The following is an 18026-nucleotide window of genomic DNA, read 5'->3' as shown; positions in this document are numbered from 1 at the left end:
TGAGGTGCCAATCCCTAGCGGTTGCCGGGCGTGGATGAAGTCATGGCTGATTATTGGCCAATAAATCTGTCCCGTTTCTTATATTCTTCTTCATGCTTTTTCAATATGGCCAAGTGTCTTCTGTGAAAACTGCGGTTTTAGGCAGTGCTTCTTTTAGTAACTGTAAATATTGCTCAAGATTTTTTTTGTTTTCAAAGCGGGTTTCAAACCCTACGGTCTTGTCGGTCCGATGAATGACTACAACAGAACTGGGCCTATCAACGGTAACAAAATTGTACTCGTTCCATGGCCTGCTTTTTTCGTATTTTTTTTCATTTTTCCAACCGAGTAAAAATTTCGCTGCGCCTAAGGACATTGCTACCGGACCAAATAGAAATATCAATGAATTTGTGTAAACCGCTATTCCGATGAATAAAAGAACTACGAATATTGCACTGCCTTTGAACAAAGGGCCAGCAAATTCAGGGTAGTGGAGAGCGTGCTCAACTGCAATTCCGGTTGTAGTAGCTCGGTAATTAAATATGGTTTTTTGTCTTGTTATTAAAAGAAGACCACCTAACATGGTGAAGACTATAACGCACATTCCAGACCAAATATCTAGATTTTCTCCGATTTGTCCCCACATTTTCCAAGTGATCGCCAGGCATATTGTCATGGCTAGGCCTAGGATTATTATTGGACCTAAGATTATTTCGCGTCTAGGTTGATTTAGGACCTTACTTGTCCATGACATCAACTGGCTTCCTTCCATGGAGTGGATGAAGTCGCTTTGCTCTATTGATGCCTCATTTTGTTTTATGTCGTTGTCAGGTTTTTTTTCTTTGTGCATTTCTTCTTTATTCCCGAAGTACAAAAAAATGGGATAGGTTTATTTTTACGCGACCTCCAGTCAAGGAATGCAAAGAAAATAAGTTATCCCTTTTAAACTTTACGTTCAACCACGATGAACATCATCAAAGTCATCGGCCTTCGGCGTCGCCTGGATGCCTTTCGCTTCCTGAGCGCGGTAGTAAGCTTCGATGCTCAGGGACGAATCAATTCGAGCCTTTATGATGCAGGGCTGTTTTTGCCAAGGGTATTGCTGCAACTGTTGGCTTAGCTGCTTGAGACCCGTGGCCAGCCACCCTCTTTCCGACTGGTCGCGCCAGCGTCTCGGGTTACGGCCAGTTTTAGCGTCGTAGGCAACAGTTATGGGGTCGAGGTGGCGACTTTGCTCCAGCACTGGCAGGTCCGGCAGCGGTTGCGTGACGTCCATGTAGCGTTGTAGGCAATCCCAGAAGGCCAGTGCATTCGCCTGGTCGAGGCCCAACGCGTGGACTTTGGTGGCCAGACAAACCTTGTTGTCGGTGTAGCGGTGATGCAGCCACAGGAGATAGTCATGGGAGCCATAACCGCTGGGTAGCAGTTGCAGCACTGGGTCGAATTCTTCGAACGGCGCAACGAAGAGGCGGCGGAAACGGCGTTTGAAGCGAAGCATGCCGTCGATGCGGTTGAATTCGCTTCCGTCGTGGGTGGTGATTTTGCTGTGGAGCCAGAGTAGAGCATCTGAACCTATGGTCGCCATGAAATAAAGGAAAGCACCGGCCCATAAAGCGATCTGCATACTGCTACCTCCCAAGACCGAACCCTTAAACCAAAACACAGTAATGGCGCCGATAATGAAACCCGCGATTTGTAGATGGTGGACTATTTTTTTTCCTGTCATATATAAAGTTAAAGAAGTTAGCATTAAGGCAACAGCGGAAAATGCAATTAGAAGTGCGAGACCTGTGTCAGGAGGTCCATATCCAAGCTCCGGCTTAATTGATCCTATGATCCAAACGGACCAAGGAACCCATATAAAAGAAATACACGCTATTTTTAGTACGAATAGCAAATGTGGGATTTTGCTCGAGTTTTGAAAGCACCAACGCCGCGCATCGCAATACACGTTTTGTTTTTTTTGTCCCTGCTGTTGCTGGTAAATCCTCTGCTCCTCACCCTGCAACTGGGTATTGACCTCCATCGCCGGCTCCAAATTGGCGTAATGACCAAAGGCGAGATGGGTATCAAAGTTCCCTGAGCGATTGGCATCTCCCGCCCATTTCGGCGGTGGTAAAGGCTCATGACTGTTGCTGCGATAAGCACTGGCAGCGTACGGGGTATCCATTTGTACGGTCATAGAGAGAACTCAGTATTTTAGTGTGCCAATCCCTTGCGGTTACCGGCGTGATTGAGGTCGTGGCTGATTCTTGGCGGTTATCGGCTTTCAACTCGGCCTGTCGCTGGCGGATAGCCTGTTCCAGCTCTGGAGAGCGCTGGGACCATTGTTCGGGCGACAGAGGTTTGGACCACTGGCGGCACCAACGTTTCTCTGGGGCAGTTCACTGCCAGGGCGGTGCATGCAACACCTTTACCGCTTGATCCACATGGGTGTCAGGCAGGACTCGACCGTAGCCATCGACGAGAAAACGGGTACGACGGGTTCATCCGGGCAGGTTGAGAGAGAGGGCAACCCTGCAGTTAAAAACTGCAGGGAGAGTTGGCTTTTGCCTTGAATGGAGACCGGCTAATGGGGTTCCCGTTCACCTTGTTTTAATGCAAGCGGATTAGGTCTGAAAAAGCACCTTTGTTTGTGTAAAACATCACGCCTTTTTCTTTCCGCCGTTTTCTGCCTGATAAACTTCTGCAAAAATTTCAGTGATTGAGCGCAGGCGTTTTTGCTTTTTTAGTTCTTTCACCCGTTTACTCAGTCTGACCAAAACATCGCTTGGCTTTGCCCATTGCTCTTCAGGTAGTGGCTCGGACCAATCACGCATGGCTTGCGGCAATGCCTTGCGTCCGACTTTCGCAATGCGGCGAATTTCCCATTCGACGATTCGATTGGGTAACGTCCAGAATGTCATGAGGTGGTAGAGGTACCAGAAAAAGGCATAGACCCACCCAACTTCCTTTTCGCGAATCCGGCGGTGCAGGCGTGCCCGGGCATTGCGGAAAGTGTGCATCCCTTCATGGGGTGGATCATCTGGACCTTGCAGGTCCATGGGGTCCTGAATGCTTTTTAGGTCGTGGACTTCGTATTCCATGTAGGCACGCACGGCCTCCCAATGGGCTATGGCAAGTGGCAGACCGCCACAAACGAATTCAACGCTGACCAACTGTCCCTCGTGATGGAACCCCATGCCCATGCCGTACTGTCGCCGAACACCATACTGGGTTGCGCCTTGCGCCTGAACCACCCAGGCGGAGAGCGATTCCCAAGGCACAAAAACCGGAGCTTCTGCGCCCGTGGGCATGAAGCAGACTTCACGGCGCTGACGGTTGAAGCGGGTCGGGGTGACTTGTGTGTACTTTTTATGATTGTAGAGCCACACGGCGAGGCCGATGCCCAGGCCGCCCAAATACATCCAGATAGCTGGTTCGCGAGTAGCTAAAAAGACGCCTTGCATCGCACCCCGAATGTCAGCCCGACCGTAGCCGAAGCTTGCACCAAAGAGTGCGATGATAATCGGGCCACCTAAGACCATTAAGAGCGCAGCGGTAAAAGGACCACCCAGTGTCATCTGCCATGAAAACACTTGTGGTTTGCCGCCGCCGAAATCCAGATACGTATCGTTGAGATCGCTTACATAAGGGCTGTGTGGGGATGCGTCGGTGGGCAGCGGCAATGGTGCCAAAAACGTCGTGTTGCCAGAGGGGAACCGCTCGATGTCTCCTGCGCGGTGCAATTGCCTTGCCGCTGGATCTATCGGGTCGATATCAAGGTTTTTAGACATGCGAAGCAAATTCCATCATCAGGGGTTCTACCTGGAGCAGAGGCGCTTGAGGGGGAGGTGGGACTCGATCAACTGAAGGGAAGGCGCCAACTCCCCTTGGATCAAAACGAATATAGTGTGTTCTCTGTTGAGGCTGCCCACTGGAACTGGTGCTTTGAACAGCCACAACGAGCATCAATTCCTCACGAGATTTACCCACAATCCGTTCGTTGGTCTCTGGGTACCCGACGCAGAGAACCACTTGATTGTCTTCCACACGGCGTAGTCTGGCCACAACAGGCTCGCTAAGAATCTCCCAGCGTTCTGTGGTCTGCGCCCGATCTATGAGAATTGTGTTAATGCGGTACGCCCCGATTTTCAACTGGTGGAAAAACGGGACGGATTTATTTACGCGATTTCCTGGCAAGAATATGCTTAGAAAATAAACCTTTCCACTTACTGCATATGTTTCATTTAGCCGCGATGAATGTTGTCGTAATCATCTGCCTTCGGAGTTGAGTGTATGCCTTTCGCCTCTTGAGCGCGATAATAAGCCTCGATGCTAAGTGTAGGATCGATTCTGGCCATTAAAATGCACGCTTGGCTTTGCCAAGGGTACTGCAAGTTTCTCCGCATCATGGCCGGCCGCTCAGTGCGATCCCAAACTTTATATTTAGTATCACGCCATCGGCGTAGGGGGCGATTGGACAGTTTGTCGTGTGCAGCAGTGGTTGGATCAAGATGACGGAATTGTTCAAGGATTGGTAGTTCCGGCAATGGCTGACTCACGTCCATATAACGCTGTAATGTATCCCAGAATGCAAGGCACTCTTCACGACTCATGCCCAATGATTGAACCTTGCCTCCAAGAAATATCTCAAAGTCGCTATAGCGATGGTGCAACCAGACGGTCATGCTGCTATTGCCGTGCGGACTTGGTCGTAATTCCATGGTCGCGTCGAACTCATAAAATGGTGCAGTAAAGGCAGGGCGGAAGCGGCGAGCAACGGTGACTATACCTGTTTTTCTATTGAGTTCACTGCCATCGTGTTTGAATATACGTAAGTAATAAATAGTTATATAGTCCCAGCCGACTAGCCCCATAAATACCGTCGCACCCATCGCGAGGCTTAACCATAGTGGAGAGGTATCATCTGGTGCGGTCTGAAAGTTTAAAAAGCTTGAAGCGAAAACTACTAAAAACTCAATCGATACCAAGAATAGATATTTTTTATACTTGGGGTTGTCTCTCCACATCATCCAAGCACTTAATGCAATTGATATTAATGTGGTGGCTACTATTAGTAGCATAAGCACCATGGTGATATACACACCTTTAGATGCATTGATCTCGTCGAAAAAATTCGAAAATGCTTCAGTCATTCCGAATCCCCACAATATCCATGGAAAAAATGCGATGGACCACCATTTAAGAAAAGGCAGAAGCGTTAAAAATATACTGGAGGTTTCAAAACTCCAGCGATGATGGTTAATGTAGTGATCGACGCTACTTTCTGGGGCCGATGAATTTTGCATGCCTGAATTGAGTTGAGCGCTGACATCTTGCCAAGGTTGGAGATTGGCGTAGTTCCCCCAGCACAACGTCGTCCGGAAAAGGCCTGAGCGGGTAGAATTCTCGCGCCCTCGGTGTCCGGGTTGAGTCGGAATTTTGCCGCTGTTGAATGAGGCCGGGCCATAGTTAAGTGGTTCAAAATTTAAACTATTCATATTTTCGCAAAATCTCTCTGCTCTATCAGCCAGTAGGGTACGTCTCCGGCACCATCATTTTTTTCTGGTTCAGGACCGGGGTAAGGCACCCACGCGCTAGGTTTAGGTTGCGGAAGCGCGATGTTACGATACGCGGGAAATGGCTCTCCTGCATTACATTGACGCTGCCCCAACTCAAATTGACCAGAGACCTTTAAACTGTACTCGCATGTACGAAGTTGCCGGCTCGGATCATTTTCCGCAATTGCGTAGTTCTGGTTTGCAAGTATATAAAGTACCCGAGTTCCATCCAATACAACTCCGCCAAGTTTTTCTTTGGGGATTTCTGTCGGAGGGCGATAGTCCCAACCGCTATCGTTTTGTAGTGTGCGCACGGTTTCTTTGGCTGTGATTTTGAACGTTGACTCATTATCAAAGTGGCTCAGAAGAGGAGTTTGCAGTTCCACGGCCCAATCATTTGGAGCTAATATTGTGTTGCTTTCTCTTGCAGCAGAAAGAAGTTGGCTGTTGTCTTCTTTGCTGACCTCTTGTTGCCAATTTTTTAACCGGTAAATTTTAAATCGGGGGGCGCCTAGTATGCCAAGCAGTTGTTGGTATGCAATCAACGGGTCATTCAGATGTGTTAGTCGATCACTATCACCAAAAGGCCCCTGTTTGACAGATTGCTCTACTGGGCTGTTGGCTAATAAAGCACTTCCTACAAGTCCCACCACAAACAGGGTGATCCCGATTCCAAGTATCCAAGGACTCGCCAAAAATCCAACGGTATAAAGTGCCCACATGCCAGAGCCGACGGCAGCCAAACTATAGGCCATTGCTACATCATTTTCACCCTGCTTAGCTGCTCGAACCGCATCCCAAATAAAAAGAGCGGTAGTGGCTGCGACAGCAAAGGTTGACCCTATACGAGTCCAGTTGAGCCAACTACTTCCGGTACGTTTGAGAAGGTTTTCCGAGAAATTACCTTTCCAGTTTTTTGTATCGAAACGTCCGTTTTCCCAAAAAGCAAGCCAAGGTGATTGCGTAGCTTTCGAGTTAACCAAAATTTTCAATGCAACGTTGTTGGCGGCTAAACCAAGATCAATACCTGCTGCCATAGCTCCTGCGAAAAACCGCGATCTTTCTCCTGATAATAGAGACAACGCCCCCACCGTGTTCGCATATAAACTAAACGCTGCAAAAGCCGTCGCTATCCCAGGTAACGCAACGTTACTGCTTAATTTTTCGGCGGACGACATCCTAGGCATAGCCATACGCCATTTCATATATTCCTGAACGGCGGGGTCGTTCGCGGGACCTGCCACTACCATTACGTAGCCTAACTCTTTCTTTGCGAAGGCGAGGCGTTCCGCTACCTTACCGCTTGTTGTACCAACAATTTTCCCGTTTTTCCCTTCCAAATTGGCCACAAGGAAGTTTTTGCGCGTGAAAGTAGTTCGTTCGTCGGGAGAGATACCGAAACTCAATCCCGCGCCATGAATGCCCAATACGACTAAATCTTTACCCAAGGCCTCACCTTGAGTGATCAATTTCAGGTTTTTTGCTTTACTGGCGAATTTGTTGGCAAATGTGAAACTAGGGCCGAAGACTCTAACCATTTCGACTTGAGTAACATTTTTGCTTTCGGCTACTTGTTTTGCCACCGTTGCAGTCGCGTGTGCGATGTGGGCTGCCAATTCATCTATCGCGAGTGATACGTTCTGGCCGATATATAAGTTGGTGAACAACGATAACGAACTCAACCCAAGATTTTCTGGGGTCGCGTTTTTGCCGTTGCTTTGGAATACAGCAAGCCTGCTTGCCAATGCTGGTAGCTCACCGTTAGTTGGCGGCAGCAGGTCTTTTGTTAGGACGTGAGTGGCGGCGGCCAACTCTTTACTTATCTTGAATACTGCTGCGCTGACCTTGATGTCTTCTGGCTCTATACACCGTGGATCGGATTTTTTTGCAGAGCGACCCAACAACTCCAGCAACTCCACCAATAGGGCGTAAGGTTCGAGCAGCCGCTCATCCTTGCTGTAGGTGTAGTCATTCCAGATAGGCGGTAAACTCTTTGTTACCAAGTCGAGCATGCGTTCTTGCTGAATATAAATAACTTCGCGAGCTTTTTCTCGTTCAAAATGGAACGTCGTTTTTTTCAGCCCTTCTTGATCTATGTGCGGGAGTAAGTCTTTCAAACTACCCGCAGGCGACAGCGTCTCTTGATACAAAAGCTCGGCGTAGTGACCAAAGGGTTGGTAGGGTACAAGCGCATTGAGTGTTTGAAGCAGTTCGACGGCCAGTCTGGACTGAGCAACAGCGTGACGGAACGTAAATAAAGGGTCGTCGACTATGAACCCCACCAAGTGAGGGTAATCGCGAATCTTATATTCGTTAAGCAAGTCTTTGCTTTCAGGTAGAGCGCCTGGTGGTGAAGGTGGGCTGGTACCGAGATGCCCGGCGAGCTCTTGGTGATATTTTTCTAATTGTTTGATGATTGCTGTGTCTGGCAGAGTCTTCAAATCCGGAGTAAACAGGCTGGGATCTTCCATCAGGGTTTCTGCGTGCAGTTCACGCGCCCGCAACCCTTTGACTAGACCCTTTACCGGTGTCGCCGGATAAATCAACGAAGCCTTCCAGATCTGCGTTTCACCCGCAGTCGCCGCCCAGGCAGGCGCCATGTTTTGGCTGCGCGCCTTGATCCGTCCGGAGTCCTTTTCAAGCCATTCGATGTATTCCCATGTCCATGGCAATTCGCTGTAGGCCATGCTGAGTTGGTCGCCAACGAATCGACCCTGTAGAAACATCGGAACTAGAATCAAAAATTGTTTAACGCACACTGGTTCGCGTTTGTCGGCATCGCCTTTTTTCTCGGCAATCTTGCGCCAGTGGGCCACGTCGACTTCGAACAGCTGACCTTTACCGTCGGTTTCCAGTTCTCGCCACAGTTTGTTTTTCAGGAACACATAGATGCGGCCAGGGCGCGGTAACGCGCCTTGTAACGTTTCATTGAGTTTGTCATGCCCCGGCAGCCGCGCCAGCGGGGTGACCGCCAACAACGTGTTGTGCTGGTACTTTTCTTCTTCTTGAGTGGTCTTGGCATCGACCATGATCGGAATCTGCAGTTTGCCGCCATCGGTACGTTCTACGTTCAGCGCTAATCGCGACTTTTGCTCATTCTCGTATTCGGTTTTCTTGCGAGTCCCTTCGCTGATGGGCTTGTCGTTAAAACTGCTCATGCCTTGCCCTCCGGGCCCAGTAGTTGCAATTGGCTGCCCAATTCAGGGTCGCCCCAGACATCGACGATTAGAGCCTCCGGGCCTTTTTCGCCTGGGGTTTTTCTCGGTGCGGCATTGTTGACCGGTGCATTGCCCAACGTCTGCCCGACTGGCGCGGTGTCTGCGGGTTTAGGTGGTGTCGGAAGAATCGGCGCAGCCCCCGTACCATTACCGGCGCTGCCGCCAGAGTTCATGTTGATCACTGGCCCGCTTAGCGTGACGCCGCTGCCGTCGATCTTGATGAAGCTTCCCCCGCCAATCAGGGTTAATTCAGTGCCCGCTTCCATTACCACTTTCAGGCCACTGTCGAGATGGATTTCCTGACCGGCCTCAATAAACTGCCCAGTCCCAATCTTGACGTGCTGATTAACCCCCACCGTCAAATGATCATTCGCCTGTGTCTCCACCTTCCGGTCGGCATAAACCGTGTGGTGTTCTTCAGCCTTGAACTCCGTATAGCTGTTCTTCTCAACCGTATCGTGGCGTTCATTGCCGACGCGGATCTTCTGGTCGTGCTCGACGTTTTCATCCCAGTCGCGCTGGGCGTGGAGGAAGATTTGTTCCTGGCCTTTTTTGTCTTCGATGCGCAGTTCGTTGTAGCCGCCGCCGCCGGGGGAGCTGAGGGTTTTGAAGGTGGTGCGGGTTTTGTTGGCCGGTAGCTCGTACGGGACGATGTTTTCCTTGTGGTACAGGCAGCCGCTGATCAGTGGTTGGTCGGGGTCGCCTTCAAGGAAGGTCACCAGTACTTCCATGCCGATGCGCGGGATGGCGATGCCGCCGTAGTGGGCGCCGGCCCAGGCGGAGGAGACGCGTAGCCAGCAGCTGGTTTTGTCGTCGGCCTGGCCTTCGCGGTCCCAGTGGAATTGCACTTTGACGCGGCCGTATGGGTCGCAGTGGATTTCTTCACCTTTGGGGCCGGTGACCACGGCGCTCTGGCTGCCGAGGATTCGCGGTTTTGGGTGGTTCAGCGGTGGACGGTTCGGCACGTCCCACGGGGTGGCCTGGAAGCGGTTGCGATAGCCCTGGTGGAAGTCGTCTTTAAGGTTAGTGGTGCTGCTGGTGACCGACTCTTCCAGCACTTGCGGCTGTTTGCCTTCGTGGAGGACTTCGGTGAGCAGCCACAGGTCGTTCCACTTGGCTTTCGGGTGTTGGGTCAGGGCCAGGAAGTGGCCGCTGACCAGGATCGGTTGATCGCTGCGGCCTTCGGCGAGCTGGAAGTCGCTGCGGTGGCGTTCGAGGGCGCGTTTGGCCAGGTGCTTGCCTCGTTCGCGGTCGATGAAGCGGCCTGGGTAGTCGTAGTCTTCGAGGTCGGGCAGGGCGTCGCCACGGTTTTCGCTTTCGAGGGTGAGGCGTGGTTTTTCGAAGTCGTAGTCGCGGCGGGTGGTGCGGCTGGTGCGGGTTTCCAGGCGCAGGTCGAAGCGCTTGATCACCGGGTCGTTGGCGACCATGCCGGAGTCTTGCTGGTAGGCCACAGGCTTGAGTTTCGGGAACACCGTCTGGTCATCGCCGAACACCAGTTTGTGGGCCGTGGCGCTGTGCTGGAAGTGGTAGTGGATACCTTCTTCCTCGCACAGGCGCTGGATGAAGTGCAGGTCCGATTCATCGTACTGGACGCAGTAAATGCGCTCGGGATAAATCGCCCCGACTTTGAATTCGTAGGCGTTGCTCTGGATGCCGTGCTCTTCGAGGACCATGCCGATGATTTTCGGCACGCTGAGGTTCTGGAAGATGCGCTGGTTGATGCGGTGCGCCAGGTAGGACAGTTGCGGGCGCAGGGTCACCGCGTAGCGGGTCAGGCGTTTGCCGGATTCACCCTGGGCGGCGCGATAGATCTGACCATGGATGCCACTGCCGTCAGGCGAGAGCTGCAAAAAGGCCGGTTTGTGCAGCAGCGTTTCGAGGTCCAGGGACGGCTGTTCACTGACCAGCTCCACCTCAAACACAAAGGGCTGGCTGATGGCTTCCCGGCCTTGCAGGGCAAGGACCTGCAGGTCGTTGGAAAGGCCTTCGATAGTCAGGGCAAAGTGGGTCTGATTGGCCGGCGCGAACATCCCTTGTTCCTCGTGCAGTGCTGCGGCGTAAACCAATACCCGATCAAAGGATCAGCAGACGCAAAATTCTGGAAAGGCGTAAACAACATCGACCAGCAGAGCTGGCCGATGCGTGAAGCGGTCAGCCGCGATTAAGCGACTGGTTGACGCCAGTCATCGGAACCCGAAGTACCGGATACTTCGTGGGTCCAGGTGATTTTACGGTAGGTGAACTGCACTTCTTCCAGGTGCGTGAAGTGGGAGTTCGACGGATCCTGGCAGTTGTGCATTTTGTTGTTGATGGCGACGATGATCGCGTCTTCCAGTTTGGTGGTGTAGTAGTGCTCTTGGGTCCCTTGGGCCGAAGTGCGGTACCACTGGATAACGATTTCGCTCATGCGCTCGCCGGAAGTCAGAGCGGCTTGCAGCAGTGGCGAAGCTTTGTCGTAGACCTTGGTGATCACGACTGGCTTGTGAACGCGCTGACCGGTTGGTTGGCCGGACTGCGGGTCACGCGGGATGATCACGTCGTGGCTGAACGCCTGAACCATGACCTGGTCTTCGTGACCTTCCTGGTAGGTGTTGCCAACGGAGTCAGCGGTGAATGCGCCAGCAGTGATCAGGCCTTGTTTTTCGCCAGTGACGGACATGTAGGCAGGTGTTGCCATGGGATGCTCTCCTTGCTTGATAAATAAAAGTGCCCGGAGGCGAAATCGCCCGGTGGGTGCCTAACTGTTATCAAGGTCCGTGCCAGAAAAGGTGAGGGCTATATAAACCGGGGGGATGGCCGAGGTATTTCAATCACTTGCGTGATGTTGAAGGGAAAACACCCCACAAAGTGCGCAAGAAGTTGCGCAGTACTGCGCAACTTCTTGCGCACTCGTCTACAGGCCACAGCGGGGTTGGCGCTTAGCGATATTGGATGGCGTTTTCGCAAAATAAGTGCGCAACTTCTTGCGCATCAAGGCCATGCGCCATCATTCAAGGTCGGCGCCGATATATGCGACGAAACGAACCGCGCTGCCGGGTGGTCAATGGCTCTGTACCTACGCGCCGTTGAGCGTACGAATAATCCGCAAATCAAGTGAGAACGATATGAATATCCTGATGGTTCTAACGTCCCACGATCAGTTGGGAAACACCGGTAAGAAAACCGGCTTCTGGCTGGAAGAATTCGCTGCGCCGTATTACACGTTCAAGGACGCCGGTGCTCAGCTGACCCTGGCCTCGCCCAAGGGCGGCCAGCCACCACTGGACCCGAAAAGCGACGAGCCGGACGCGCAAACTGCCGCAACCGATCGTTTTCGCAAGGATTCGGCTGCGCAATCTGCGCTGGCATCTACCGTGGTGTTGAGCAGCGTGAAGGCTGAAGATTTCGACGCCGTGTTCTATCCAGGTGGCCATGGCCCGCTGTGGGATTTGGCGGAAGACCAAGACTCGATCGCGTTGATCGAGGCGTTTTACAAGGCCGGTAAACCGGTGGCGACGGTCTGCCATGCACCGGGCGTGCTGCGTCACGTCAAGGATGCGCAGGGGCAACCGTTGGTCAAAGGCAAGCGGGTGACCGGGTTTAGCAACACGGAAGAAGAGGCGGTGCAGTTGACCGATGTGGTGCCGTTTTTGGTCGAGGATGTGTTGAAGGCCAACGGCGGGATTTATTCGAAGGGTGCTGATTGGGCGAGCTATATCACCACCGATGGGTTGTTGCTGAGCGGGCAGAACCCCGCGTCTTCGGAGGCGACGGCCAAAGCGTTGTTGGCGAAGCTGACCTAAGCACTTTCCTGTGGCGAGGGAGCTTGCTCCCGCTTGAGTGCGCAGCACTCACAAAAATCTCTGTCGTTCGAAGAGTTTTGGGGCCGCTGCGCAGCCCAGCGGGAGCAAGCTCCCTCGCCACAAAGGTGTTCCACAAACTCAGCTCAGGTCCGGCAATCCCAGTGCCTCATAACACGCCTCAATCGACCGCCGCTGCGTCGCCGCATACAACCCGAGCTCATCAATGGTCGACCGCCCCAGCGCCTGTTCAAAAGCCTGCTGATTCGATTGCACGTCATAGCGGGTTTGCGCCGCATCTCCCAGGTTCGACTGGAAAATCCCCGCCGCACTCACCGGCAAAAAGTCCTCATACACCATGGGTTCAACCCGCACATACCCGCCGCTGAGCAAGTCGTCCAGCGAGACACCGTCCAGCCCATCCGCCGCCAATCCCTTTTCCGTCACGAAGTAGCGAAAGTACGCCAGTTCCTGTCGGCGCATGCCCTCCAGCGTGTCAGGGAATTCGCCAAAGTGTTGGCTCATCAATTCGTTGTAACGGACGGCGTTGGCTTCATTCGGAAAATCCTTCAACTCATCACGGGCGGCGTTAAGCAAACGGTCGTAAAGCGCCCGACCTTTAGGCGTGAGCGCCGCACCACGTTGCTCGATTTCACCGAAACGGGCGCTGTGGCTGCCGCGTGTCTGGTCTTGATCGGTAAAGGCAATCGGCTCGTCCAGCGCTTTGAAGCTGGTCTGGCGCAGCAGGATCGGGCAATGGCGGCGCGGCGGGCCTTCGATCACGGCTTTGGGGGTGATGCCGTGGGCGGGCATTTGCGCCTGGACGATATCGATGTCCAGGGTGCGCGGGGTCAGGTGGTTGATGTGTGGGCCTTTGAACGCCACCACGTCGGCGATCAGTCGATGCTGGGCGCTGAGTTGCTGGTATTGCGCGGCGGTGACGGTGGCGCTGTGGTGCCAGCGGAAGGTTTCCAGGGCCTGCTCGACGAATTCCCAGGCTTGCTTCTCGGTGAGCCCACCGTGGGTTTCGGCCTGTTCAATCAGCGCCAACGTCTCAACGGTGAAGATCGAGCGTTTATCCAGCACCGATTGGGCAAAGGCGCGCAGTTCCAGATCTTCGATCAGCTCCAGGCGCAGCAACGAGGTGAACACCCGGAACGGGCTGACTTGCAGCGCCGCTTCATGCACCGCGCGGAACGCCGTGGAATGCACCGGAACCCCGGCCGGGGTCAGGTCGTAATAGCCCACCGGTTGCATGCCCATCACCGCAAACAGCCGTGCAAGGGTGGCCAGTTCAGCGGCGGTGCCGACGCGGATGGCGCCGTGACGTTCCAGGTCCAGGCGCTGGATTTCGCCGGTGCTTTCGAGCTGTTGGGCGATCTGCGTTTCGCTGGACAGCACCTGGCGGTTGGTTTGCTCCACCAATTCCATCAACGCGCCGTACAGCGGCACTTCTTCGCGGTACATGTCGGACATCGCTTTGGAGAAGCGCTGGCGGATCAGGTCGGGGCTGACGAAGCGGGGGTGGTTCATGAAAAAAATTCCTGGCGCGGTAACAGAGAGGATGCGGGAAAAGATCGCAGCCTTCTGCCACGCCGACAAACGAAGATTCCTACGAACTTCATTCTCCCAGCGACTGGTCTACCAATTCGATCCAGTGCCGGACCTGGGTTCGCCCGGCGCTGGCGAGGTGGCTCTGGCAGCCGATGTTGGCGGTGACGATCAGTGACGGATGGCCACTTTCCAGGGCGTTGAGCTTGTTGTCCCGCAGTTGCCGGGCCAGTTCCGGTTGCGTCAACGAATAAGTCCCGGCGGAACCACAACATAAATGACTGTCCGGCACGGCGGTGAGGTTGAAGCCCAAGCGGCTCAGCACGGCCTCGACCGCGCCGCCAAGTTTCTGCGCGTGCTGCAAGGTGCAGGGGCAATGGAAGGCGATGCGTTGATCCGTCGCGGCGCAGACCTTCTCCAGGGGTTCATCGGCCAGCACTTGCACCAGGTCCAGCGCCAGCGCACTGACCCGCAGTGCCTTGGCCGCATACGCCGGGTCACCCTCCAGCAAATGCCCGTAATCCTTGATGAACGCGCCGCAACCACTGGCGGTCTGCACAATCGCTTCGGCACCGCTTTCGATATGCGGCCACCAGGCATCGATGTTGTGCCGGGCGCGGTCCAGCCCTTTGGCCTGGGCGTCGAGGTGATAGTCCAATGCACCGCAACAACCGGCCTCGGGCGCTGGGATCACGCTGATCCCCAACCGATCCAGCACCCGCGCCGTCGCTGCGTTGGTGTTGGGCGACAGACCGGGTTGCACGCAGCCTTCGAGCATCAACACTCGCCGCGCATGCCGCGGGGCAGGGCGCTCGCCGGTGGCGGGCAGGTCGTGGGGCAACTTCATTTCAACCGTGCGTGGCAATAACGGCCGGAACGTCGCGCCGATCCGCAGCAGCGACTTGAACAGGTTCGGATTCGGCGCCAACGCCCGCAACCCTTCACGCAACAGGCGCTGACCCATCGGACGCGGCACCGCTTGATCGACCACGGCCCGGCCGATGTCGAACAGGTTGTGATAATCCACCCCGGACGGGCAGGTGGTTTCGCAGTTGCGGCACGACAGGCAACGGTCCAGGTGCAATTGGGTTTTCGCCGTGGCGGGGGCGCCTTCGAGCACTTGCTTGATCAGGTAGATGCGCCCGCGCGGGCCGTCCAGTTCATCGCCCAGCAATTGATAGGTCGGGCAGGTGGCGTTGCAGAAGCCGCAATGCACGCAGGTGCGCAGGATCTTTTCCGCTTCGGCGGCCCGTGGCAGTTTGCGCGACTGCTCGCTGAGGGTGGTTTGCATGCTAGAACTCCGCGTACATCCGGCCAGGGTTGAACAGCCCTTGCGGGTCCAGTTGCGCCTTGAGTTGCCGGTGGTAGCGCAGCAGCGCCGGGGCCAATGGCTGGAAAGGTGTGTCACTGAAGCCATGACTGAAACAGGTGGCGTGGCCGCCCAGTTCATGGGCCAGCGACTGAATATTGCCCGCCTCGGATTTCAACCAGCGTTGCGCGCCGGCCCAGTCGATCAGTTGTTCACCGGGCAGCTGCAAAGGTCCGAGGTTGTTGGGCAGGGACAGCCGCCACAACGGCAGGCCCTCATCGAAAAACGCCAGTCGCTGCTCGTTCAATGCCGCCCAATACCCCGAGTCCAGCGGCTCGCCGCCCAGCCGTTGATGAGCCGCCGTCACCGAGCCTTCGCCACCTTCCAGTCGCAGAAAAAGGCGCTGACCATCATGGCTCGCCGCGCTGATCGGCAGCGGTTGTTGGCCCCATTCGGCCAGTTTGATCAGGGCGCGGGCGCTGTCGACTTCCAGGCTGATGCTCAAGCATTGCCGGGGTTTTGGCAGCACTTTGAGCGAGACTTCGGTCAGCACGCCGAGGCAACCGTAACTGCCCACCAGCAAGCGCGACAGGTCATAACCGGCGACGTTCTTCATCACTTCGCCGCCAAAGCGCAGGTGTTTGCCGAGGCCGGTAATGACGCGGGTGCCGAGGACAAAGTCGCGCACCGAACCCGACCATGGGCGCCGTGGCCCGGACAGCCCCGCAGCGATCATTCCGCCGACGGTGGCGCCTTCACCAAATGACGGAGGTTCGCAGGGCAGCATTTGCCCCTTTGCGTCGAGCGCCGCCAGCAGTTCGGTCAAAGGCGTGCCGGCACGAACACTGACCACCAATTCCGTCGGGTCATAGCTGACAATGCCGCGATGGGCACGGGTGTCGAGCACTTCCCCGGCCACCTCGCGGCCAAGAAACGCTTTGCTGTTGCTGCCCTGAATCCGCAGCGGCGTGGCGTTGTCCCGGGCCTGATTGACCTGCGCGAGCAACGCCTCGCTGGCATCGAAATCCGCCATCAGAAGCGCTCCAGTTCAGGAAACGGCAATTGCCCGGCGTGAATGTGCATCGCGCCGAATTCCGCGCAGCGGTGCAGGGTCGGGATGTTCTTGCCGGGGTTGAGCAGGCCCTGCGGGTCGAACGCCGCTTTTACCGCGTGAAACAGGGTCAACTCGTCGCTGTTGAACTGCGCGCACATCTGATTGATTTTCTCCCGTCCCACGCCGTGTTCGCCGGTGATGCTGCCGCCGACCTTCACGCACAATTCCAGTATTTGCCCGCCCAACGCTTCCGCCCGGGCCAGTTCGCCGGGCTGGTTGGCGTCGAACAGGATCAGCGGATGCATATTGCCGTCGCCGGCATGGAACACATTGGCCACGCGCAAGCCATGTTCGGCGCCGAGGCGGGCGATGCCTTCGAGCACGCCGGGCAATTCGCGGCGGGGGATGGTGCCGTCCATGCAGTAGTAATCCGGCGAGAGGCGGCCGATGGCCGGGAAGGCATTTTTGCGTCCGGCCCAGAAGCGCACGCGTTCGGCTTCGTCCCGGGCCTGGCGCACTTCGCTGGCGCCGGCCTGTTGCATGACCTCGCGCACGCGCTGGCAATCGTCGTGGACATCGGCTTCGACGCCGTCCAGTTCGCAGAGCAGGATCGCCTCGGCGTCCACCGGGTAACCGGCGTGGATAAAGTCCTCGGCGGCGCGGATCGCCAGGTTGTCCATCATTTCCAGGCCACCGGGGATGATCCCGGCGGCGATGATGTCGGCCACGGCGCGGCCGGCTTTTTCCACCGAATCGAAACTGGCCAGCAAGACCTTGGCGACTTGCGGTTTGGGCAGCAACTTGACCGTGACTTCGGTAATGATCCCCAGCAAGCCTTCGGAGCCGGTGAACAGCGCCAGCAGATCGAAACCTGGCGAATCCAGCGCGTCGGAGCCCAAGGTCAGGTGTTCGCCTTCAACGGTGAGCACTTCCAGTTTCAGCAGGTTGTGCACGGTCAGGCCGTACTTGAGGCAATGCACGCCACCGGCATTTTCCGCGACGTTGCCGCCGATGGAACAGGCGATTTGCGAGGACGGATCCGGCGCGTAATACAAGCCGAACGGCGCCGCAGCCTGGGAGATCGCCAGGTTGCGCACGCCGGGCTGGACCCGCGCGGTGCGAGCGGCGGGGTCGATGTGCAGGATGTTATTGAAGCGCGCCATCACCAGCAGCACGCCTTTTTCCAGCGGCAGGGCACCGCCGGACAACCCGGTGCCCGCGCCGCGCGCGACTACGGGCACGTGTTGCGCGTGACAGATTTCGAGGAGTTTTTGCACGTGCTCCAGACGCCGGGGCAGGGCTACCAGCATCGGTGTGGTGCGGTAGGCGGAGAGGCCGTCGCATTCGTAGGGCTTGAGTTCCTCTTCGCGCCAGAGCAGGTCCAGGTCGGGGATTTGCTGGTGCAGGCGGTTGAGCAGGGCGGCTTTGTCGACATCGGGCAACGCGCCGTCGATGCGTTCGTCATAAAGAATGTTCATCAATGCTGTCCCTTATCTCAAACATCACCCTTGTAGCAGCTGTCGAGCTTGCGAGGCTGCGAGGCTGCGTTCGGCTGCGAAGCAGTCGTCAAACCTGAGCACTCTGTCTCCTGAG

At 55.4% G+C, this 18026-nt stretch carries 12 protein-coding genes; 1 reads left to right on the top strand and 11 read right to left on the bottom strand.

The window, feature by feature from the left end; genetic code table 11:
- Positions 1 to 100 precede the first annotated feature (100 nt).
- From HKK53_RS08230 to HKK53_RS08200, 7 genes are all read right to left on the bottom strand, one after another.
- Complete coding sequence (locus tag HKK53_RS08230) at positions 101 to 829, bottom strand: permease (protein WP_169370394.1); 729 nt, start codon at positions 827 to 829, stop codon at positions 101 to 103.
- Between the two features lie 105 nt (positions 830 to 934).
- Complete coding sequence (locus HKK53_RS08225; RefSeq protein WP_169374206.1) at positions 935 to 1564, bottom strand: hypothetical protein; 630 nt, start codon at positions 1562 to 1564, stop codon at positions 935 to 937.
- Positions 1565 to 2624: 1060 nt separating this feature from the next.
- On the bottom strand, positions 2625 to 3755 hold the full coding sequence (locus HKK53_RS08220; protein ID WP_169370393.1) for a hypothetical protein: 1131 nt from the start codon (positions 3753 to 3755) through the stop codon (positions 2625 to 2627).
- A gap of 453 nt (positions 3756 to 4208) precedes the next feature.
- Complete coding sequence (locus tag HKK53_RS32565) at positions 4209 to 5462, bottom strand: hypothetical protein (protein ID WP_237150734.1); 1254 nt, start codon at positions 5460 to 5462, stop codon at positions 4209 to 4211.
- On the bottom strand, positions 5459 to 8680 hold the full coding sequence (locus HKK53_RS08210) for a hypothetical protein (RefSeq protein ID WP_169370392.1): 3222 nt from the start codon (positions 8678 to 8680) through the stop codon (positions 5459 to 5461). Before HKK53_RS08210 ends, HKK53_RS32565 begins: the two co-directional genes overlap by 4 nt.
- A complete protein-coding gene (tssI, locus tag HKK53_RS08205; protein ID WP_169370391.1) occupies positions 8677 to 10770 on the bottom strand; it encodes a type VI secretion system Vgr family protein in 2094 nt (697 codons plus the stop codon). The genes HKK53_RS08210 and tssI overlap by 4 nt, the downstream gene beginning before the upstream one ends.
- 131 nt (positions 10771 to 10901) lie before the next feature.
- On the bottom strand, positions 10902 to 11417 hold the full coding sequence (locus HKK53_RS08200) for an Hcp family type VI secretion system effector (protein ID WP_054051032.1): 516 nt from the start codon (positions 11415 to 11417) through the stop codon (positions 10902 to 10904).
- A 427-nt stretch (positions 11418 to 11844) separates the two neighbouring features.
- Here HKK53_RS08200 and HKK53_RS08195 point away from each other — a divergent pair, with 427 nt between their 5' ends.
- On the top strand, positions 11845 to 12522 hold the full coding sequence (locus HKK53_RS08195) for a type 1 glutamine amidotransferase domain-containing protein (protein WP_169370390.1): 678 nt from the start codon (positions 11845 to 11847) through the stop codon (positions 12520 to 12522).
- 138 nt (positions 12523 to 12660) lie between these two features.
- Here HKK53_RS08195 and hglS read toward each other — a convergent pair whose 3' ends face one another.
- The 4 genes from hglS to glcD all read right to left on the bottom strand — a co-directional run bounded on the left by hglS (position 12661) and on the right by glcD (position 17911).
- Positions 12661 to 14052 carry a 2-oxoadipate dioxygenase/decarboxylase HglS gene (gene hglS, locus HKK53_RS08190; RefSeq protein ID WP_169370389.1) on the bottom strand — a complete coding sequence of 464 codons (1392 nt, stop codon included), beginning with the start codon at positions 14050 to 14052 and terminating at the stop codon, positions 12661 to 12663.
- Between the two features lie 88 nt (positions 14053 to 14140).
- Entirely contained in the window at positions 14141 to 15361 is a 1221-nt protein-coding gene (gene glcF / locus HKK53_RS08185; protein WP_169370388.1) for a glycolate oxidase subunit GlcF, read from the bottom strand.
- 1 nt (position 15362) lies between these two features.
- Positions 15363 to 16412, bottom strand: coding sequence for a glycolate oxidase subunit GlcE (gene glcE, locus HKK53_RS08180; protein ID WP_169370387.1), 1050 nt, complete (start codon positions 16410 to 16412; stop codon positions 15363 to 15365).
- Positions 16412 to 17911: a glycolate oxidase subunit GlcD gene (gene glcD / locus HKK53_RS08175; protein WP_169370386.1), complete on the bottom strand. Its 1500-nt coding sequence runs from the start codon at positions 17909 to 17911 to the stop codon at positions 16412 to 16414. Before glcD ends, glcE begins: the two co-directional genes overlap by 1 nt.
- Positions 17912 to 18026: the final 115 nt, after the last annotated feature.

This window comes from Pseudomonas sp. ADAK7, assembly GCF_012935675.1.
Lineage (GTDB): Bacteria > Pseudomonadota > Gammaproteobacteria > Pseudomonadales > Pseudomonadaceae > Aquipseudomonas.
This window is presented reverse-complemented; position numbering and strand designations above follow the sequence as displayed.